The organism is Serratia sp. KG1D, assembly GCF_037150675.1.
In the GTDB taxonomy this organism is placed as follows: domain Bacteria; phylum Pseudomonadota; class Gammaproteobacteria; order Enterobacterales; family Enterobacteriaceae; genus Serratia; species Serratia nematodiphila.
The window spans coordinates 445,764-464,715 of the sequence record NZ_JBAGIH010000002.1; the positions used below are offsets into that span (position 1 = coordinate 445,764).

The 18,952-nt window shown below is 60.2% G+C and carries 18 protein-coding genes; 11 read left to right on the forward strand and 7 right to left on the reverse strand.

Features of this window, described 5'->3' with window-relative positions; all coding sequences use genetic code 11:
- Positions 1–5: 5 nt before the first annotated feature.
- Positions 6–2,000: a transketolase gene (gene tkt, locus WFM45_RS13880; RefSeq protein ID WP_033632127.1), complete on the forward strand. Its 1,995-nt coding sequence runs from the start codon at positions 6–8 to the stop codon at positions 1,998–2,000.
- Between the two features lie 50 nt (positions 2,001–2,050).
- Here the strand turns inward: tkt and nudK are convergent, their stop codons facing one another.
- A complete protein-coding gene (gene nudK, locus WFM45_RS13885; protein ID WP_060560031.1) occupies positions 2,051–2,626 on the reverse strand; it encodes a GDP-mannose pyrophosphatase NudK in 576 nt (191 codons plus the stop codon).
- A gap of 358 nt (positions 2,627–2,984) precedes the next feature.
- On the opposite strand from nudK, the gene narQ reads away from it, so the two are divergent.
- Both narQ and WFM45_RS13895 read left to right on the forward strand, forming a co-directional pair.
- The gene (narQ, locus tag WFM45_RS13890) at positions 2,985–4,661 is read left to right on the forward strand and encodes a nitrate/nitrite two-component system sensor histidine kinase NarQ (protein WP_306403633.1); all 1,677 of its coding nucleotides are present in this window, start codon (positions 2,985–2,987) and stop codon (positions 4,659–4,661) included.
- Positions 4,662–4,822: 161 nt separating this feature from the next.
- A complete protein-coding gene (locus tag WFM45_RS13895; RefSeq protein ID WP_004941753.1) occupies positions 4,823–5,455 on the forward strand; it encodes a response regulator in 633 nt (210 codons plus the stop codon).
- A 32-nt stretch (positions 5,456–5,487) separates the two neighbouring features.
- On the opposite strand, the gene WFM45_RS13900 is transcribed toward WFM45_RS13895, so the two are convergent.
- A complete protein-coding gene (locus WFM45_RS13900) occupies positions 5,488–5,766 on the reverse strand; it encodes a winged helix-turn-helix domain-containing protein (protein ID WP_004941750.1) in 279 nt (92 codons plus the stop codon).
- Positions 5,767–6,059: 293 nt separating this feature from the next.
- Between WFM45_RS13900 and acrD the strand changes: the two genes are divergently transcribed.
- On the forward strand, positions 6,060–9,197 hold the full coding sequence (acrD, locus tag WFM45_RS13905; RefSeq protein ID WP_004941747.1) for a multidrug efflux RND transporter permease AcrD: 3,138 nt from the start codon (positions 6,060–6,062) through the stop codon (positions 9,195–9,197).
- A gap of 125 nt (positions 9,198–9,322) precedes the next feature.
- On the opposite strand, the gene ypfM is transcribed toward acrD, so the two are convergent.
- Positions 9,323–9,382, reverse strand: a complete 60-nt coding sequence (gene ypfM / locus WFM45_RS13910; protein ID WP_100396732.1) for a protein YpfM — start codon at positions 9,380–9,382, stop codon at positions 9,323–9,325.
- Positions 9,383–9,598: 216 nt separating this feature from the next.
- On the opposite strand from ypfM, the gene WFM45_RS13915 reads away from it, so the two are divergent.
- The 7 genes from WFM45_RS13915 (at position 9,599) to WFM45_RS13945 (ending at position 14,231) form a co-directional block, all read left to right on the forward strand.
- Complete coding sequence (locus WFM45_RS13915; protein ID WP_085337342.1) at positions 9,599–10,078, forward strand: tetratricopeptide repeat protein; 480 nt, start codon at positions 9,599–9,601, stop codon at positions 10,076–10,078.
- A 9-nt stretch (positions 10,079–10,087) separates the two neighbouring features.
- Positions 10,088–10,519: a GNAT family N-acetyltransferase gene (locus WFM45_RS13920; protein ID WP_033632412.1), complete on the forward strand. Its 432-nt coding sequence runs from the start codon at positions 10,088–10,090 to the stop codon at positions 10,517–10,519.
- A 537-nt stretch (positions 10,520–11,056) separates the two neighbouring features.
- Entirely contained in the window at positions 11,057–11,608 is a 552-nt protein-coding gene (locus WFM45_RS13925) for a LuxR C-terminal-related transcriptional regulator (RefSeq protein WP_033632411.1), read from the forward strand.
- Between the two features lie 253 nt (positions 11,609–11,861).
- On the forward strand, positions 11,862–12,248 hold the full coding sequence (locus tag WFM45_RS13930; RefSeq protein WP_004941730.1) for an ArsC family reductase: 387 nt from the start codon (positions 11,862–11,864) through the stop codon (positions 12,246–12,248).
- Positions 12,245–13,372: a succinyl-diaminopimelate desuccinylase gene (gene dapE, locus WFM45_RS13935; protein WP_004941726.1), complete on the forward strand. Its 1,128-nt coding sequence runs from the start codon at positions 12,245–12,247 to the stop codon at positions 13,370–13,372. Before WFM45_RS13930 ends, dapE begins: the two co-directional genes overlap by 4 nt.
- Positions 13,369–14,043 carry a M15 family metallopeptidase gene (locus tag WFM45_RS13940; RefSeq protein WP_004941723.1) on the forward strand — a complete coding sequence of 225 codons (675 nt, stop codon included), beginning with the start codon at positions 13,369–13,371 and terminating at the stop codon, positions 14,041–14,043. Before dapE ends, WFM45_RS13940 begins: the two co-directional genes overlap by 4 nt.
- A gap of 2 nt (positions 14,044–14,045) precedes the next feature.
- A complete protein-coding gene (locus WFM45_RS13945; RefSeq protein ID WP_004941720.1) occupies positions 14,046–14,231 on the forward strand; it encodes a YpfN family protein in 186 nt (61 codons plus the stop codon).
- A 30-nt stretch (positions 14,232–14,261) separates the two neighbouring features.
- On the opposite strand, the gene ypfH is transcribed toward WFM45_RS13945, so the two are convergent.
- The 4 genes from ypfH to purC form a co-directional block, all read right to left on the reverse strand.
- Positions 14,262–14,951, reverse strand: a complete 690-nt coding sequence (gene ypfH, locus WFM45_RS13950; RefSeq protein ID WP_033632409.1) for an esterase — start codon at positions 14,949–14,951, stop codon at positions 14,262–14,264.
- Positions 14,952–15,071: 120 nt separating this feature from the next.
- Complete coding sequence (locus WFM45_RS13955; protein WP_033632408.1) at positions 15,072–17,084, reverse strand: tRNA(Met) cytidine acetyltransferase TmcA; 2,013 nt, start codon at positions 17,082–17,084, stop codon at positions 15,072–15,074.
- A 56-nt stretch (positions 17,085–17,140) separates the two neighbouring features.
- On the reverse strand, positions 17,141–18,010 hold the full coding sequence (gene ypfJ, locus WFM45_RS13960) for a KPN_02809 family neutral zinc metallopeptidase (RefSeq protein ID WP_031299899.1): 870 nt from the start codon (positions 18,008–18,010) through the stop codon (positions 17,141–17,143).
- Positions 18,011–18,219: 209 nt separating this feature from the next.
- Positions 18,220–18,933, reverse strand: a complete 714-nt coding sequence (gene purC / locus WFM45_RS13965; RefSeq protein WP_004941708.1) for a phosphoribosylaminoimidazolesuccinocarboxamide synthase — start codon at positions 18,931–18,933, stop codon at positions 18,220–18,222.
- Positions 18,934–18,952: the final 19 nt, after the last annotated feature.

An 18,952-nucleotide genomic window follows, 5' to 3' on the forward strand; every position in this document is an offset into this window, starting at 1 on the left:
TCGTTATGTCTTCTCGTAAAGAGCTTGCCAACGCTATCCGCGCACTCAGCATGGACGCCGTACAAAAAGCAAATTCCGGCCACCCGGGGGCCCCTATGGGCATGGCGGACATCGCCGAAGTCCTGTGGCGTGACTACCTCAACCACAACCCGACTAACCCGCACTGGGCTGACCGCGACCGTTTCGTGCTCTCCAACGGCCACGGCTCCATGTTGATTTACAGCCTCCTGCACCTCACCGGCTATGACCTGCCGATGCGCGAGCTGGAAAACTTCCGTCAGCTGCATTCCAAAACCCCGGGCCACCCGGAGTACGGTTACACCCCGGGCGTTGAAACCACCACCGGCCCGCTGGGCCAGGGCATCGCCAACGCCGTCGGTTTCGCCATCGCCGAACGCACCCTGGCGGCGCAGTTCAACCGCCCCGGCCACGACATCGTCGACCACCACACCTACGCCTTCATGGGCGACGGCTGCATGATGGAAGGCATCTCGCACGAAGTCTGCTCCCTGGCCGGCACCCTCAAGCTCGGCAAGCTGACCGCCTTCTACGATGACAACGGCATCTCCATCGACGGCCACGTCGACGGCTGGTTCACCGACGACACCGCCCTGCGTTTCGAAGCCTACGGCTGGCACGTGGTGCGCAACGTCGACGGCCACAACCCGGACGCCATCAAGGCCGCGATTGAAGAAGCCCGCAAGGTGACCGACAAGCCGTCGTTGCTGATGTGCAAGACCGTTATCGGTTTCGGTTCGCCGAACAAGGCCGGCACCCATGACGTGCACGGCGCCGCGCTGGGCGCCGCCGAAGTGGCCGCCACCCGCGAAGCGCTGGGCTGGAAATACGCCGCCTTTGAAATCCCGCAGGACATCTACGCCCAGTGGGACGCCAAAGAAGCCGGTCAGGCCAAAGAAGCGGCCTGGAACGACAAGTTCGCCGCCTACGCCAGGGCCTTCCCGGAACTGGCCGCCGAGTTCAAGCGCCGCATGAACGGCGAGCTGCCGGCCGACTGGAAAGCCGACGCCAAAGCGTTCGTGGAAAAACTGCAGGCCAACCCGGCCAACATCGCCAGCCGCAAGGCGTCGCAGAACGCGCTGGAAGCGTTCGGCAAGGTGCTGCCGGAGTTCCTGGGCGGCTCCGCCGACCTGGCGCCGAGCAACCTGACCATGTGGTCCGGCTCGAAAGCGCTGAACGTTGACCCGGCGGGCAACTACATTCATTACGGCGTGCGCGAGTTCGGCATGACCGCCATCACCAACGGCATCGCGCTGCACGGCGGCTTCCTGCCGTACTCGGCGACCTTCCTGATGTTCGTGGAATACGCCCGCAACGCGGTGCGCATGGCGGCGCTGATGAAGCTGCGCAATGTGTTCGTCTACACCCACGACTCCATCGGTCTGGGCGAAGACGGCCCGACTCACCAGCCGGTGGAGCAGTTGGCGAGCCTGCGCGTGACCCCGAACATGAGCACCTGGCGCCCGTGCGACCAGGTGGAATCGGCGGTGGCGTGGCAGTACGGCATCGAGCGTAACGACGGCCCGACCACCCTGGTGTTCTCGCGCCAGAACCTGACCCAGCAGCCGCGCACCGCAGAGCAGCTGGCGAACGTGTACCGCGGCGGCTACGTGCTGAAAGACTGCGCGGGCACGCCGGACGTTATCCTGATCGCCACCGGCTCCGAAGTGGGCATCACGGTGGAAGCGGCGGACAAACTGACCGCGGCGGGCCGCAAGGTGCGCGTGGTGTCGATGCCGTCGACCGACGCGTTCGACAAGCAGGATGCGGCGTACCGCGAGTCGGTGCTGCCGGCGGCGGTGACGGCGCGTGTGGCGGTGGAAGCGGGTATCGCGGACTACTGGTACAAGTACGTGGGGCTGAACGGCGCCATCGTGGGCATGACCACCTTCGGTGAGTCGGCGCCGGCGGAGCAGCTGTTCGCCGAGTTCGGCTTCACCGTGGACAACGTGGTGGCGAAGGCGCAGGCGCTGCTGAAGTAAGCGGCCTGGCGCCAGCCGATAAAAAAGCCGGTCATCATGACCGGCTTTTTTTATTCCATCACCCGATGAATCTGCAAATACTGCAGCAGCATGATGGTCTTGCCGTCTTTAATGCGGCCATCGGCGATCATCGCCACCGCTTCGCTGAACGGCAGTTCGATCACTTCGATATCTTCATCTTCAATGCCGCCGCCGGCCGCGCGCCGCTCATCGTCATGGTATTCGGCGATAAAGAAGTGCACGATCTCGGTCACGCCGCCCGGCGACATGTAGGCTTCGAAGATTTTCTTGATCTCGCCCACCTGAAAACCTGTCTCTTCCACCGCTTCGCGGCGCGCGCACTGCTCCGGCGAATCGGCGTCCAGCAGGCCGGCGCAGGCCTCGAGCAGCATGCCGCTTTCGTTGCCGTTGACATAGGTCGGCATGCGAAACTGGTTGGTCAGCACCACCGTGCCCTTGGCGCGGTTGTACAGCAAAATGGTGGCGCCGTTGCCGCGATCGTAAACCTCGCGCATCTGTTGCACCGAACCGCCGTTTTTGCGTTTCAGATCGAACGTGTACTTGTGCAGCACATACCAGTTGTCCGACAACAGCTCTTTCTTCACATTCTCAATTTTCGACGACATGACCCTTTTTCCTTGAGTTGCAACGTGAAAATCATACCGCGATTACGCTGCGCCGCAGCAGACGATTTGCAACAAAAATCACAACGCCTCTCCGGGCAAACCAGGATTTAAAATACATCGTGGGCAGACGCATAATCTGACAGACGAATCGCATCCGCAAAGACAAATCCTCAGTGGAAACCGAGCTGCAGCTGAACATCGGCGGGCATTTCGCTATTCATTTGATTACACGACGACAATTGTTCCCGTTTTGTTGACAACTTGATACAAATCGCGGTGCAATTTAGTTGCAAAAGTTATAGTTTTGCTTTCGAATGAAACTGGCGCAGCCCTCACCTGAGAGAAAAGGATTCCGTGATTGCTTGTTAAACGTTCCGTGACCGGCAGCCTGGCCAGGGCGCTGTTCGGCATCGTAATACTGTCGGTGCTCGCCACCGGGTTGGCGTTGACGACCGTCGCCGGCAGCCAGAGCGATGCCGAGGCGATCAACATTGCCGGTTCGCTGCGCATGCAAAGCTACCGCCTGGCCTTTGATCTCGATCGACAGAGCCCGGAGCTGGAGCTGCACCTGCAGCAGTACCGACAATCTTTGCAGGCGCCGGCGCTGCAAAAGCTGGCGCGCTTTTACGTCCCGGCCGAGGTGCGCAACCACTATCTGGCGCTGCAACGAACATGGCAAGCGATGGAGCGGCAGATCCGTGACGGGCAAGCGGCCGCCTACCGGGCGGAGGTCGCCGGCTACGTCAACCGCGTCGATCATTTTGTTTCCGCTCTGCAGCGTTATTCCGAGTTGAAACTCACCCTGGTGGCCGCCGTCAGCGTGCTGGGCTACGCCGCCATCATCGGTCTGGTGCTGTTTTGCATTCGCTTTATGCGCCGCCAGGTGGTCATGCCGCTGCAGCATCTGGTCGACGCCAGCCAGCGCGTGCAACAGCGCGACTTTCGCCACCCGCAGCTGGACGTGGCGCTGCCGAACGAGCTCGGCGTGCTGTCGCAAACCTTCAGCGCCATGTCTGACGAGCTGGCCCGGCTCTATCAGTCGCTGGAACTGAAAGTGCAGGAAAAAACCCGGCGCCTGCAGCAGGCCAACGAAACGCTGGAGGTGCTGTATCGCTGTTCACAGGCGCTGAGCGTGCGCCAGATCGATCAGCAGGCATTCGAGAATGTGCTGCGCATCGTGCGCCAAAGCGAACGACTGCGCTGCATCCGGTTGAACGTGGCGGACGATCATGGCCAGTGGCAACTGAACGAAGGAGAGCCGGCGCCGGCGCAAACCTGGAGCGCGCTGCCGATCACCCAAGGCGATAAACTGCTGGGTGAATTGCGATGGCAGCCCGAAGCGCAGCCGCCGCATCCTCACCTGATGCAGAGCCTGGCCAACATGCTGGGGCGCGGCGTCTACTTCAACCGGGCGCAAAAGCAGCACCAATATCTGCTGTTGATGGAAGAACGTGGGACCATCGCCCGCGAGCTGCACGATTCGCTGGCGCAGACGCTGTCGTTCCTGCGCATCCAGCTGACGCTGCTCCGGCGCGCCGCCGACAATCCGGCGGCGCAAACGATTATCGACGATTTCGATCGCACGCTGGCCGATGCCTATCGCCAGCTGAGAGAATTACTGGCCACCTTCCGCCTCAACATTCAGGAGGCGGATCTGAATGCCGCGCTGGAGCAACTGCTGCAGCCATTAAAGGCGCTAACCACCGCCCGGATTCAGTTACACTGTCGGCTGCCCTCGCAGGCGCTCAACGCCCAGCAGCAGGTGCACGCGCTGCAGATCGTGCGCGAGGCGGTGCTCAATGCCGTCAAGCACGCAGGAGCGAGCGAGATCGCGGTGTGTTGCGAGGTCAACGCCGCAGGCGACAACGTATTCAGCATTACCGACGACGGTTGCGGCATCGCCAGTCTGGAAGAACCTGAAGGGCATTACGGCTTGACCATCATGAGCGAACGCGCGGCGCGACTGGGAGGAACGCTGCGCATCCGGCGCAGAAGCCGCGGCGGCACGGCGGTCTGCCTGACATTCTCGCCCTGACCTTGCGGCTGTTCACTCTGCGTTACGGTTGCCGCCGGGCAGAAGGCCGCCCGGAGAGGTTTGCGGTGCAGAATGCCGCTATTTTTGAAGAGACAGTCCCACTGTGAAGCACGCCTCCGGGCGCGTTTGAGTGGCTTTACTTGCTACAGGGAGCATATTTCATGGTGATGAAGCAATACCGAGTCATGATCGTTGACGATCATCCGTTGATGCGGCGCGGCATCAAACAACTGCTGGGACTGGATGCGCGATTTGGCGTGGTGGCAGAGGCCGGCAACGGCAGCGAGGCGGTTGCGCTGGCGCTGCAGCACGCGCCGGATGTGATCTTGTTGGATCTGAACATGAAGGGCATGTCCGGGCTGGATACGCTGCGGGCTCTGCGCGACGAAGGCGTGGACGCACGCATCATCGTGCTGACGGTCTCCGACGCGCGCAGCGATCTGTATGCGCTGATCGACGCCGGCGCCGACGGCTATCTGCTGAAAGACAGTGAACCGGAGCAGCTGCTGGAACACATCAGCGCCGCCGCCGAGGGGCAAAACGTGATCAGCGACGCCATGGCCGACTATTTGCTGGCGCGCAGCGAGCAGCGCGATCCCTTCACCGCCTTGACCGAACGCGAACTGGACGTCTTGCAAGAGGTGGCGCGCGGCCTGTCCAACAAACAGGTGGCGGCGCAATTGCATATCTCTGAAGAAACCGTGAAGGTGCACATCCGCAACATACTGCGCAAGCTGGACGTGCGTTCTCGCGTGGCGGCGACGGTGATGTACCTGGAGTACAAAAGCCACTGATCGCCCCGCCCCGGCCAATACGCCGGGGCCGCTTACTCGATGGCGCTGAGCAGCGCCTGATGGTGCTGATGCACCCAACTCTTGTTGAACGGCCCCCAGCTTTCCAACTGATAAAAACCGTCGTTGTTGCGCACGCCCTGCTGCACGAACTGCAGCTCGACGCCCATGCCGGGCAGCGCCTTCAGCACATCCTGCAACGTGCGGCGCGGCCAGCCGGTCAGCGCCATCAACCGCGGCACATTGGGCCGCTCACTGTGGCTGATCAGCCAGCATAAATAAAGCCGACGGGCAAATACCGGGTTAATTCCCATGCCAAGCTCCTGCTGTAAGGTGGATCCAGTTTTTATTTTTCGGCTCCCTGCGGCGAAGAAATGCGCAAGGCCTTTGATAGTAATAAAAATGTCTTAATAGCGTACAATTATCGACACCGGGGCACCCACGCCGTTTCCCGCTACCGTTATTTACACTATCTCCTTTTTTTCTCCACGCTTTCCTCGACTATCCCGAGTAAAGTGCAATAGCGCCGGAATCCTTCCCTGCCGCTGAAATGCATATTTCCGATGCGTTTTAAAGATAGAACAAGTCATAACGAGGTTCGCGCTGCATGGCCAATTTTTTTATTGATCGCCCGATTTTCGCCTGGGTGCTGGCAATTATTCTTTGCCTGACCGGGGCATTGGCGATTTTTTCTTTACCGGTAGAACAATACCCGAATTTGGCGCCGCCGAACGTGCGCATCAGCGCAACTTACCCAGGCGCCTCGGCGCAAACGCTGGAAAACACCGTCACCCAAATCATTGAGCAAAATATGACCGGCCTCGACAACATGATGTATATGTCGTCGCAGAGCACCAATACCGGCCAGGCGACCGTCACGCTGACGTTCGAAGCCGGCACCGATCCCAACGAAGCGATGCAGCAGGTGCAAAACCAGCTGCAGGCGGCGATCAAACGTTTGCCGCAGGCGGTGCAGAATCAGGGGGTCACGGTCTCGAAATCCGGCGACACCACGCTGATGATGGTGGCGTTCGTCTCCACCGACAACAGCATGGACAAGCAGGACATCGCCGATTACATCGTCTCCAACCTGCAGGATCCGCTCAGCCGCATCAACGGCGTCGGCAGCATGGACGTGTATGGCTCACAATACGCCATGCGCATCTGGCTCGATCCCAACAAGCTCAACAGCTATCAGCTCACGACCCAGGACGTGGTCAAGGCCATTCAGTCGCAGAACGCCCAGGTGGCGGTCGGCCAGTTGGGCGGCACGCCGTCGGTCGATAAACAGGCGCTGAACGCCACCATCAACGCCCAGTCGCAGCTCCAGACGCCAGAACAGTTCCGCCAGATCACCCTGCGGGTCAATCAGGACGGCTCGCTGGTGACGCTGGGCAACGTCGCCACCGTCGAACTGGGCGGCGAGAACTACAACTACCTCAGCCGCTACAACGGCATGCAGGCCGCCGGCATGAACATCAAGCTGGCCTCCGGCGCCAACGAACTGCAGACCGACCAGTTGGTGAAGGACAAGATCGCCGAGCTGTCGCAATACTTCCCGCACGGGCTGGAGGCCAAAGTGGCCTATGAAACCACCCCGTTCGTCAAAGCGTCGATCAAGGACGTGGTGAAAACGCTGCTGGAGGCCATCCTGCTGGTGTTCCTGGTGATGTATCTGTTCCTGCAGAACTTCCGCGCCACGCTGATCCCCACCATCGCCGTGCCGGTGGTGCTGATGGGCACCTTCGCCATCCTCTCCGCCTGCGGCTTCAGCATCAATACCCTCACCATGTTCGCCATGGTGCTGGCGATCGGCCTGCTGGTGGACGACGCCATCGTGGTGGTGGAGAACGTCGAGCGCGTGATGAGCGAGGAAGGCTTGCCGCCGCGAGAGGCCACGCGCAAATCCATGGGGCAGATCCAGAGCGCGCTGGTCGGCATCGCCCTGGTGCTGTCGGCGGTGTTCGTGCCGATGGCGTTCTTCGGCGGCACCACCGGCGCCATCTATCGCCAGTTCTCCATCACCATCGTCTCCGCCATGGTGCTGTCGGTGCTGGTGGCGATGATCCTGACCCCGGCCCTGTGCGCGACGCTGCTTAAACCGATCGCCAAAGGGCACCATCACGGCAAGCGCGGCTTCTTCGGCTGGTTCAACCGCATGTTCAACCGCAATGCCGATCGCTATGAGCGCGGCGTGGGGCGCATTCTGCACGCCAGCGGCCGCTACATGGTGATTTATCTGCTGTTGCTCGGCGGCATGGCGCTGCTGTTCATCAAGCTGCCGACCTCGTTCCTGCCGCAGGAAGACCGCGGCATCTTCACCGTGCAGGTGCAGTTGCCGGCGGGCTCGACCCTGCAGCAGACCTCCAAAGTGGTGGAAAAGGTCGAGCGCTACTTCCTCACCGAAGAGAAACAGGACGTTTTGTCGGTGTTCGCCATCATCGGCTCCGGGCCCGGCGGCAACGGCCAAAACGTAGCGCGCCTGTTCGTGCGGCTGAAAGACTGGGATCTGCGCACCTCGGGCGCCAACAGCTCGTTCGACATCATCGATCGCGCCACGCTGGCATTCAACAAGATTAACGAAGCCCGGGTGATCGCCAGCAGCCCGCCGGCGATCACCGGTCTCGGCAACTCCTCCGGCTTCGACATGGAGTTGGAAGACCACGCCGGGCTCGGCCATGCCAAACTGATGGCGGCGCGCGATCAGCTGCTGCAGCTGGCGGCGCAAAACCCGCTGCTGTCACGCGTGCGCCACAACGGCCTGGACGACAGCCCGCAGCTGCAAATCGATATCGATCAGCGCAAGGCTCAGGCGCTGGGCGTATCGATCGACGACATCAACAATACCCTCTCCACCGCCTGGGGCTCGACCTACGTCAACGACTTCGTCGACCGCGGCCGAGTGAAAAAAGTCTACGTGCAGGCCGCGGCGCCGTTCCGCATGCTGCCGGATGACATCAACAAATGGTATGTGCGCAACAGCGCGGGCGGCATGGTGCCGTTCTCGGCCTTCGCCAGCTCGCACTGGGAGTACGGTTCGCCACGGCTGGAGCGCTATAACGGCAGTTCGGCGCTGGAGATCGTCGGCGAGGCGGCCAACGGCGTCAGCACCGGCACCGCCATGGCGGAAATGGAAAAACTGGTCAGCCAACTGCCGACCGGTTTCGGGCTGGAATGGACGGCGATGTCCTATCAGGAACGGCTGTCCGGCTCGCAGGCGCCGGCGCTGTATGCCATCTCGCTGCTGGTGGTGTTCCTGTGCCTGGCGGCGCTGTACGAGAGCTGGTCGATACCGTTCTCGGTGATGCTGGTGGTGCCGCTGGGGGTGATCGGCGCGGTCGCCGCCACCTGGCTGCGCGGCCTGGAGAACGACGTCTATTTCCAGGTTGGCCTGTTGACCATCATTGGGCTGTCGGCGAAAAACGCCATTCTGATCGTCGAGTTCGCCAATGAGCTGAACCATAAAGGGCAGGATCTGATGTCGGCGACGCTCGACGCGTCCCGCATGCGCCTGCGGCCGATCCTGATGACCTCGCTGGCGTTCATCTTCGGCGTGCTGCCGATGGCTACCAGCAGCGGCGCCGGTTCCGGCAGCCAGCATGCGGTCGGCACCGGGGTAATGGGCGGCATGATTTCCGCCACCCTGCTGGCGATTTTCTTCGTGCCATTGTTCTTTGTGCTGGTTCGCCGCCGTTTCCCGGGTAAAGCGCATCCGGCAGGCAATACGCCGGCCACCGGGGACTGATCCGCGAGATATAAAAAAGCAGCGTCGGGTTACCGATGCTGCTTTATTTCGAACGAAAATCTCGTTCCCAAGGTGTTTCAGTGACTTTCCAATGACTCAACCTTGCCATCTGCTTCAACGCTGTGTCAGTTGCCCAACATCTCATCAATGAAGTCTTTCCAGTTTCCTAATTCACGATCAACCATAATGCTTTACAACCTCAATTATTTGACGAAGCGGATTCTACGCCTGTTTTTTGACCATGTGAAGGGAAACGGGAACGATGCCGGGCTCGGAAACCGGGCTTAGCGCACATTTTCGTATTTATCTGATCAATGTTCAGTGCAGCTATTCCCTTGTGATATCAATTTCTCCACGATAGCGTGTAAAAGGTATAAAAATACGCCAACGGAGTGTCGATCATGTCCAGCTCTTTGTCTCTCTCGCAGTTAAAAACGCAGGGCCGCTATCAGGAAGCCACTGCGCTGGCGTTACGGCAGCTGGCGGCGGAGCCGGAAGCGGCAACGCTGCACTTTCAGCTGGCCTGCCTGTATGACGTACAGGGCCTGGAGCAACAGGCCATTCCCTGTTACCTCGCGGCGTTGGCTCGCGATTTGCCGCCCGCCCAACGCCGCGAGGCCTGGCTGGGTCTCGGCAGCACCTACCGCGCCCTGGGAGAATATCCGGCGTCGCTACGGGCTTTCGACGACGGCCTGGCCGAGTTCCCGCAGGCCAACGAGCTGATGCTGTTTCGCGCCATGGCGCTGTACAACCTGGGTGAAAATAAACGGGCCGTGGCCGATCTGTTGCTGCTGCTGGCGGAAACCTCGTCAGACCCCGACATCCGCGGTTATCAACGCGCCATTCGGCACTATGCCGCCGATCTCAGTCTTATCGGTTAGAGGAAAACGATGGAAATTATCACCGACCCGAGCCGCCGCGCCATCGACTGGCAGCGGCTGTGTGAATTGCTGGAGGCCGCCGGGCTGGGCAAGCGCGATCCGCACACCTTGCGGCGCGTTTACCAACACAGCCAGTTTTGCTATTGGGGGTTTATCGGCGACGAGTTGATCGCCACTGCACATGCCATCAGCGATCTGACATCGGTCGCTTATCTGGCGGACGTGGCGATCGATCCGCGCTTTCAGGGACAAGGGCTGGGGCGCAGGTTGATGGATCGGGTGATGCAAGATCTGGCGCCGCTCGGCAAGATTTTCATCTATTCCGTGCCGGAAAAGCTCGCCTTCTATAAAAAGTACGGCTTTCACGATTTGACCACCGGCATGGTGTATGCGGACGGCGCTGCGCTGCAGCGATTGCAAAACGGTGGTTACATACGTTGATCGTTCTTCGAAAAATAATTTTTCATAAAGTCATAATTTATGTCGAAACCAATCAGAGGATTTCGCAAAGCATCAAGCTATGTCTTATCCCCTAACTTTCTTGTTTCGCCTATTATTCATGCATACCTTCATGAATAAGACTATTCTTGGGATTTTTGATGAGATATTTCCTAGGCTGTTTAATGAGATATTTCTTGGCAGTTAGACTTTTCACATAAAAAAATCGAAATAAAGATCGAAAAAAACGATCGATGATTAATTTACGATAGGGATAATCTATGTTAATTCCTTTTAATTACCTCCCATCAATAGATGAACTCTATTCAAAAACCTCGTCTTAACCTATAAGATATTTAATGATTTTAAAATACCCCTTACATATCAACAAAATAATTGGCCACAAAAAATTAAAAACCGCATAGACGAATTTTAAGAATTATCACGAAAAAAAATTCAACATTGAATTATTTCAATTGTTTTTATTTTTATACTTTAAGATATCCACCGACACCAGGAATAAAAAAGGATCATAATAAAATGGAAATTGATATTTTCAGCGACTGCGCTTATACCTCCGTCGGCATCCGGCAACTCATTAACCAAACCTGGGCGGAAAAACACGCACCGGCCGGCTTTAGCCGCAGAAGGGTCTGCTTTATCGATGTCACCATCGCCAACTTTGAAGCGCGTTACCGCGATGAATATGCCAACCCCAATACCTACAAAATAGTCATTATTACCGACTGCCTGCATGAGATGGTGATTGTCGACAATAAGACCATTATATTATCAAACCTTATATCATTGAGCCGCTTCAGCCACCTGATCGGCGACTTATATAAGCGTTACAGTCACTATACCGAGCCGCCGCAACTCTCTCAGCGCGAATCGCATTTTCTCTCGGAGTGGTCGACGGGAAAATCGCTGGCCGACATCAGCAATGCCATGAATATCAGAAATAAAACCGCCAATCATTACAAATCACGAATCATGAAAAAACTCGGCGCCAGCAGGATAAAACCGCTGTTGCATATTACCCGCGTACGGTGTTTGACCGAGCGTTTAAACATAAGAATCAATAAAGAGTAGTTCTCTCTCCCCCGCGCCGCATTGGCGGCAGAACGCGTTCGCCGGCGTCTTTTAACAGCCCCGCCGGCGAAGATAGCCGTTTCATCAATTTGCCAACCTCTCTCCCTGGCGCCCAATCGTCTCTCGCGCGCATCGTTGTCTGGATCTCGCCGCCGCTTTACTGGCATTATCTCTGCTATCGCCGGGCGGCGAGAAGGCCTAAGACCGCGCCCGCCGCTCAGTATCGACTCGACGAGACAGGTAGCTTTACGCCATGGCAAATAAACCGCAACAGACAACGCTGACGATGTACGGCATCAAAAACTGCGACACCATCAAAAAAGCCCGCCGCTGGCTGGAAGATCAAGGCATAGCCTATCATTTTCACGACTACCGCGCCGACGGCCTGACCGAACAGCAACTGCGCGGTTTCGTCGCGCAACTGGGTTGGGAGCCGCTGCTCAATACCCGCGGCACCACCTGGCGCAAGCTGGATGAAGCGCAGCGCAACGCCTGTGATAACGCCGACGCCGCCATCGCGCTGATGCTGGCGCAGCCGGCAATCATTAAACGTCCGCTGCTGGACGACGGCAACGGCCACGCTCTGCTCGGTTTCAACGCCGACGCTTACCAACAATTTATCGCCGAGGTTGCCGTATGACTTGCCCGGTTATCGAACTGGCCCAGCAGTTGATCAAACGCCCTTCCCTCAGCCCGAATGACGAAGGCTGCCAGCAACTGATGATCGAACGCCTGCAGGCGATCGGCTTCACCGTCGAAGCCATGGACTTCGAAGACACCCAAAACTTCTGGGCCTGGCGCGGCGAAGGGCAAACTCTGGCGTTTGCCGGGCACACCGACGTAGTGCCGACCGGCGATGAAAAACGCTGGGACAACCCGCCGTTTGAACCGGCAATCCGCGACGGCATGCTGTATGGCCGCGGCGCGGCGGACATGAAAGGCTCGTTGGCCGCGATGGTGGTGGCCGCGGAACGCTTTGTCGCCGCCAACCCGAATCACCGGGGCCGCCTGGCATTTCTGATCACTTCGGATGAAGAAGCCAGCGCCACCCACGGCACGGTTAAAGTGGTCGAAGCGCTGATGGCGCGCAACGAGCGGCTGGATTACTGCCTGGTCGGCGAGCCGTCCAGCACCGAACGCGTCGGCGACGTGGTGAAAAACGGCCGTCGCGGCTCCATCACCGCCAACCTGCATATCCACGGCGTACAGGGGCACGTCGCCTATCCGCATCTGGCGGACAACCCGGTGCACCGCGCCATGCCGGCGCTGAATGAACTGGTGGCGATCGAATGGGATCGCGGCAACGAGTTCTTCCCACCGACCAGCATGCAGATCGCCAACGTGCAGGCCGGCACCGGCAGCAACAACGTGATCCCGGGCGATCTCTACGTGCAGTTCAACTTCCGGTTCAGCACCGAACTCACCGACGCGATGATCAAGCAGCGCGTGGAAGAGCTGCTGGAACGCCACCAGTTGAATTACAGCATCGAATGGCGGCTGTCCGGTCAACCGTTCCTCACCTCGCGCGGCGCGCTGGTGGATGCGGTGGTCAACGCCGTCGAGCACTATTCTGAATTGACGCCGCAGCTGCTGACCACCGGCGGCACCTCCGACGGCCGCTTCATCGCGCAGATGGGCGCGCAGGTGGTGGAACTGGGGCCGGTCAACGCCACCATCCACAAGGTCAACGAATGTGTCAACGCCGCGGATCTGCAGCTGCTGAGCCGCATGTATCAACGCATCATGGAGCAATTGGTCGCATGATCACCGCAGAAATGCTCACCGGCCGTTCGACCGAACACCTGGCGCCGCTGAGCGGCAACCATCGGCTGCAGCCGCAGGCGGTCAATGCCTTCCTGGCGATGCAGCAGGCCGCGCGTGAAGCCGGATTCGATCTCCAGCCCGCCAGCACCTTCCGCGACTTCGACCGCCAGTTGGCGATTTGGAATGGCAAATTCTGCGGCCAGCGGCCAGTATTAGATAAGGACAGTCAACCGATCGACGTCGCGCCGCTGTCCGCCGCCGAGCGCTGTGAGGCGATCCTGCGCTGGTCAGCCCTGCCTGGCGCCAGCCGCCATCACTGGGGCAGCGATTTGGACGTGTACGATCCGTCGCTGTTGCCGGAAGGGCAAAAGCTGCAGCTGGAGCCGTGGGAATATGAAGAAGGCGGTTACTTTGCGCCGCTCAACCAGTGGCTGACGGCGCATATGGCCGAGTTCGGTTTCTATCGCCCCTTTACCGAAGACAGCGGCGGCGTGGCGGTGGAGCCGTGGCATCTGAGCTACCGGCCGCTGGCGCAAGAGGCTGAACATTTGCTGACCCCGGCGCTGTTGCTGGCGGCCTGGCAAGACAAGGAGGTCGCCGGTGTCGAATGGCTCGAACGCCATCTGCCCTCGATTTTTTCGCGTTTTATACGCAGTGAAGGAAAGGAGTAGCTATGCAATGGTTAGCTGATTACTGGTGGATTATTCTGCTGGTTCTGGTGGGGATGGTCGTCAGCGGCATCAAGGAACTGCGCCGCGTCGACGTGAAAAGCTATCTGGCCAACAAGCCGGAGATACCGCCGCACCGCGACAACAACGCCCAGTGGGATGACGAAGACGACTGGCCGAAAAAGAAATGACATCAGGGCGCTCATCGGCGCCCTGAGTTTTTAGCGAAAGGCGATCAGCTCGCCGCGCTTGCCGGACAATGCCTCGTCCCAGTAGCGCTGCGGCACGTAATAATGCAGCCTTTCCAGCGCGGCGTTCATCATGCCCTGGTTGATCGCATGCCCGACGTTCTCTTCCACGTCGAGCGTGAAATCCACGCCGCTGGCCCGTAACGCTTCTGCCGCTGCATGAGCATGTTGCACCGCGATCACCGCGTCCTCTTCACCGTGGATCAAATGCACCACGCTGTCGCCGAAAGCCTGCTCAGGCAGCTCGGCGAAACGCCCGCTGAACGCCACCACACGCCCGGCCAGCCGGGTTTCCGCTTTTAACGCCTCAAGCGCCATGATCGCCCCCTGCGAGAACCCCACCAGAGCAGTGCCGGCATAGCCCACGCCGCTCAGCTGCTGCCAATGACGCACCACGGCCACAAACTGCGGCATCACGTCTGAGATGCGGGCCGCGCGGTTCTCTTCGGTCACGTCCTGTACCGAAAACCACTGGCGCCCGGCGCCGTTGCCAAACGCTTCGGGGCCACCAATGCTCACCACCTGTGCCTGAGGAAAGTCTTTGGCGAAGTAACTGCCGATCTCCCCCATCGCCACCGGGTTGTCGCCGACACCGTGAAACAGCAAGATCAGCTGAGCCGCCGGGGTCGCCGGGCTTTGGACAACGAAATGCTCATGTTTCATCGATGACTCCTTAATAGTAACCAAACCTGGTGCGGCGACAGTCGCCGCCGCACCGCTGACAGTGACTATACGCCGTTGAGAAATCGGGAAAATCGGGTTTTATTGAGCGAGTTATTCAATTTATTGCAACGACTGCGCCCAGTCGCGCCAGTAGCGGCAGTGTTGCGCATTCAACTGTTCCAGCGCCTGCGCCGTTTCGTGCCGCCAGTGGCGCAGCAAGGCTTTCTGGCCGCTTACGCCCGCCTGCTCCACGCAGGCCGCCGGGGATTGCCGCCGTTGCAGATGGCCGCGCAGCGCGGGCAGCGGCAGACTGCTGGCCAACAGCAAACGCTGCAATGCCCCCAGGCTGGCCTCCAGTGGCCGATGGGCGAAAGCGAACCCGGCCAGTTCGCGCCAGTCCTCTTCGCCGAGCGACGTGTCGCCGTCATCGCCCGGGATCGCCAGCGTAAGCTCGATACGCTGCCGCAGCCAGGGCCAGTCGCGCGCCAGGTGCTTGTGCGCCGCGTGCCGCAGCGCCTCCCCTTGCTCGCTCAGGGGCAAGATAGCCATCGCGGTATAACAGCCGCTGCTGGCCTCCGGCTTGCTGCCGATGCGCACCAGCTCGAAACCGCAGGATTGCCAAAAGCGCCACAGCGGCTCGGTATAGCCGAAGCTGACCGACAGGAAATCCAGCCCCTGCGCCTGACGACGTTGCCGCTCGACCAGCTGACGCGCGATACCCCGCCGCCGCAACGTCGGCAGCGTCGCGATGCGGGTAATGCGCCGTGACCGCAGCGTCGGCGCCCACCACTGGCCGCCATGCGCCGCCAGCGACTGCGCCACCAGGTTGCCGCGCGGCCGGCGGCGGCCGGCCCACACGTCGTGCGCCAACTCGGCGCTCAACCCGCCTTCTTCCGCCAGCCACACGGCGCCGACCACCTCCTGTCCGGCCTGCGCCAGCCCGAAATGCATGCCGGGCGCGTCCATCAGCCGGCGTAAGTCCAGCGGCGAGGTGCGGTAATGCGCGCTGCTCAGCAGAGCATAGAAACGCGCCAGCCGCTGCGGATCGGCGCACAGTTCACGCTGCTCCGCCTGGCTGTAATCGATCGCCTGGCCATCCGCCGGCCAGGCGGGCAGCTCGTTGAACAACAGCGCATTGTCCGTGACCCGCTCCAACGCATCGCCCTGCGCCCAACGCATCGGCTGTTGCAGACTCAACGCCTGATAGGACGGCAGCCCGGCGCAAAACTTCAGCAGAAAACCGCGGCCGGTGCCTTCATAGCCCTGCACCGTGGTGGTCAGCAACACGCGCGGGAAATAGCCGATCAGCTGTTGCAACAGCGGCGCGGGGATCGCCGCCGCTTCATCCACCAGCAGCCAGCCCACGTCACTGACGTCCCCCTCCCGGCACTGCGCCAGCAAGGCATCGGGTGCCCAAAACTGTGCGCGCCCCTGCGCCCATTCCCCGGCCACCTCTGTGGCGGCGCGGCTCGGCCCGGTGATCCAGCAGGTCAGCGGCGACTGCGCCATCAGCATGCCGGCCAGCGTCGATTTGCCGCGGCCGCGGGCGGCGGTCAGCACCCACACGCCGGACTCGGCCTGCAACAACGCCGTCAAGATCGCCTGTTGTTCCTCGGTCGGCCCGCCATCCGGCGGCTGCCACCCCTCACGCGCCGGCAGCGCGGCCAACGTCAGGGGCTCATCCTGCCGCCAGACAGTCACTTCGCTGTCGTCGGCCAAATGATGCTGCAGATGATGAATGAAATGCGGCGTGGTGATCGGCTGCGGACAATCACTCCAGCGCAGGCTGTCGCCGTCCGGCAACTGAGGCCATTGCCGCCAGGGCGGCGTCAACAGCAGCAGCCAGCTGCCGGCGCGCAATGCGCCGCACAGCGCCGCCAACGCCTCCACGTCCAGCGAGTGACCGGCATCGAACACCGCGTGCAGCCGCTCCTGCCCCAGCAATTGGCGCACCGCGCGGCTCGGCAAAGCCGTCAGGCCGGGCGGCGGGTTTTCCCCCACCCACGGCCAGTCGCCCGGCAGCGCCGCCGCCAGCCGCTGCGCCTGTTCGCGGCACCACTCGGGTTCACCGCTGAGCACCAGCAGGCGCCGGATGCCCTGCCGCCGCATGAGTTGTTGCGCTGCCTGTAGCATAAGGCTGTATCTCAATCCGAAAAAAATGCCGGAGTCAGGCTCCGGCACTTGAGGCGTTAACGGGATGCAAAGGTGTTGCAGGTATTGGGATCGCCGCTGTCGAAGCCCTGTTTAAACCAGGTGTAGCGCTGCTGCGAAGTGCCGTGGGTGAAGCTGTCCGGCACAACGCGGCCTTGGCTCTGCTGCTGCAACCGATCGTCGCCAATCGCCTGCGCGGCATTCAGCGCCGCCTGCAGGTCGCCCTCTTCCAACATCTGCTGCTTCTCGGCGTATTTACCCCACACGCCGGCGAAGCAGTCCGCCTGCAGCTCCATTTTCACCGACAGGCGGTTCACTTCCGCCTGGCTGGCGCCTTGCTGCATCTGGCGCACCTTCGGCTCGATGCCCAGCAGGTTCTGCACGTGGTGGCCGACTTCGTGCGCCACCACATAGGCCTGAGCGAAATCACCGCCGGCGCCCAGCTTGGTCTTCATGTCCTGATAGAAAGACAGATCGATATACACCGTTCTGTCGCCCGGGCAGTAGAACGGCCCCATCGCCGACTGACCGGTGCCGCAGCTGGTGCGCGTTACGCCGCGATACATCACCAGCTTCGGCGGTTGGTAGGTTTTGCCCATGCGCTGGAAAATCTCTTTCCAGTTATCTTCGGTCGAGGCCAGCACCACCGAAGTGAATTTGGCCAGCTCATCGTCTTTCGGACTGATGTTGGCGCTCTGTTGTTGACCCTGCGGTGCGACGTTACCGCCATTCAACAGCGGCGACAGATCGATGCCGTAATAACCGGCCACCAGCACCACCACCAGAATGACGATGCCGCCCTTGCCACCCACCGGCACGCGGAAACCGCCGCCACCGCCGCCCAAACCTGAAGACTGCCCGCGACGATCCTCAACATTGTCACTTTCCCGACGCCCTTGCCAACGCATAAATACACTCCAGATATTTCCCCTGCTCGTTGAAGTTGCGCCGCGATCGTAAGCGCAAAGGCAGCTTCAAGCCTGAGTGGGATAGGTTTTAGTCATCTCACATCCATCATTATAAATGGTCTGCCGCGGAGGAAATGTAGAAATTTTCTGGAAAAACGCAGAATAGCGGGACGATCCGGCCGGATCGTCCCGAATGGCGGTGCCGACGCTTAGTCGAGTTTCACGCCGATACGGCGCGCCACTTCTTCGTAGGCTTCGATCAGGCCGCCCAGGCTTTGACGGAAACGGTCTTTGTCCATCTTGTCCAGGGTGTTTTTGTCCCACAGGCGGCTGCCGTCCGGCGAGAACTCATCGCCCAGCACCACTTCACCGTTGAACAGACCGAACTCCAGTTTGAAGTCGACCAGGATCAGGCCGGCGTCGTCGAACAGCTGGGTCAACACGTCGTTGGCGCGGTAGCTCAGCTCGCGCATGCGCGCCAGATGCTCTTTGCTCACCCAGCCAAAGGTTTCGCAGTAGGATTCGTTCACCATCGGATCGTGCATGGCGTCGTTTTTCAGGAACAGATCGAACAGCGGCGGGTTCAGCACCAGACCTTCTTCAATGCCCAGACGCTTCACCAACGAACCGGCGGCGCGGTTGCGGATCACGCACTCCACCGGCACCATGTCCAATTTCTTCACCAGCACTTCGTTGTCGGACAGCAGACGCTCCATCTGGGTCGGGATGCCGGCTTCTTCCAGTTTGCTCATGATGAAATGGTTAAACTTGTTGTTCACCATGCCTTTGCGATCGAACTGCTCAATGCGCTGACCATCCAGTGCTGACGTATCGTTGCGGAACTCCAACACCAACAGATCGGGATTCTCGGTGGTGTAAACGGTTTTTGCCTTTCCGCGATACAGCTCAGCTAGCTTTTGCATCTTACTTACTCCAGTGATG

What these genes read in the sequence shown, in the direction of transcription:
- tkt (WP_033632127.1), top strand. Translation starts at nt 6, where the DNA reads ATGTCTTCTCGTAAAGAGCTTGCCAACGCTATCCGCGCACTCAGCATG.
- nudK (WP_060560031.1), bottom strand. Translation starts at nt 2,626, where the DNA reads ATGTCGTCGAAAATTGAGAATGTGAAGAAAGAGCTGTTGTCGGACAAC.
- WFM45_RS13895 (WP_004941753.1), top strand. Translation starts at nt 4,823, where the DNA reads ATGGTGATGAAGCAATACCGAGTCATGATCGTTGACGATCATCCGTTG.
- WFM45_RS13900 (WP_004941750.1), bottom strand. Translation starts at nt 5,766, where the DNA reads ATGGGAATTAACCCGGTATTTGCCCGTCGGCTTTATTTATGCTGGCTG.
- acrD (WP_004941747.1), top strand. Translation starts at nt 6,060, where the DNA reads ATGGCCAATTTTTTTATTGATCGCCCGATTTTCGCCTGGGTGCTGGCA.
- WFM45_RS13915 (WP_085337342.1), top strand. Translation starts at nt 9,599, where the DNA reads ATGTCCAGCTCTTTGTCTCTCTCGCAGTTAAAAACGCAGGGCCGCTAT.
- WFM45_RS13920 (WP_033632412.1), top strand. Translation starts at nt 10,088, where the DNA reads ATGGAAATTATCACCGACCCGAGCCGCCGCGCCATCGACTGGCAGCGG.
- WFM45_RS13925 (WP_033632411.1), top strand. Translation starts at nt 11,057, where the DNA reads ATGGAAATTGATATTTTCAGCGACTGCGCTTATACCTCCGTCGGCATC.
- WFM45_RS13930 (WP_004941730.1), top strand. Translation starts at nt 11,862, where the DNA reads ATGGCAAATAAACCGCAACAGACAACGCTGACGATGTACGGCATCAAA.
- dapE (WP_004941726.1), top strand. Translation starts at nt 12,245, where the DNA reads ATGACTTGCCCGGTTATCGAACTGGCCCAGCAGTTGATCAAACGCCCT.
- WFM45_RS13940 (WP_004941723.1), top strand. Translation starts at nt 13,369, where the DNA reads ATGATCACCGCAGAAATGCTCACCGGCCGTTCGACCGAACACCTGGCG.
- WFM45_RS13945 (WP_004941720.1), top strand. Translation starts at nt 14,046, where the DNA reads ATGCAATGGTTAGCTGATTACTGGTGGATTATTCTGCTGGTTCTGGTG.
- ypfH (WP_033632409.1), bottom strand. Translation starts at nt 14,951, where the DNA reads ATGAAACATGAGCATTTCGTTGTCCAAAGCCCGGCGACCCCGGCGGCT.
- WFM45_RS13955 (WP_033632408.1), bottom strand. Translation starts at nt 17,084, where the DNA reads ATGCTACAGGCAGCGCAACAACTCATGCGGCGGCAGGGCATCCGGCGC.
- ypfJ (WP_031299899.1), bottom strand. Translation starts at nt 18,010, where the DNA reads ATGCGTTGGCAAGGGCGTCGGGAAAGTGACAATGTTGAGGATCGTCGC.
- purC (WP_004941708.1), bottom strand. Translation starts at nt 18,933, where the DNA reads ATGCAAAAGCTAGCTGAGCTGTATCGCGGAAAGGCAAAAACCGTTTAC.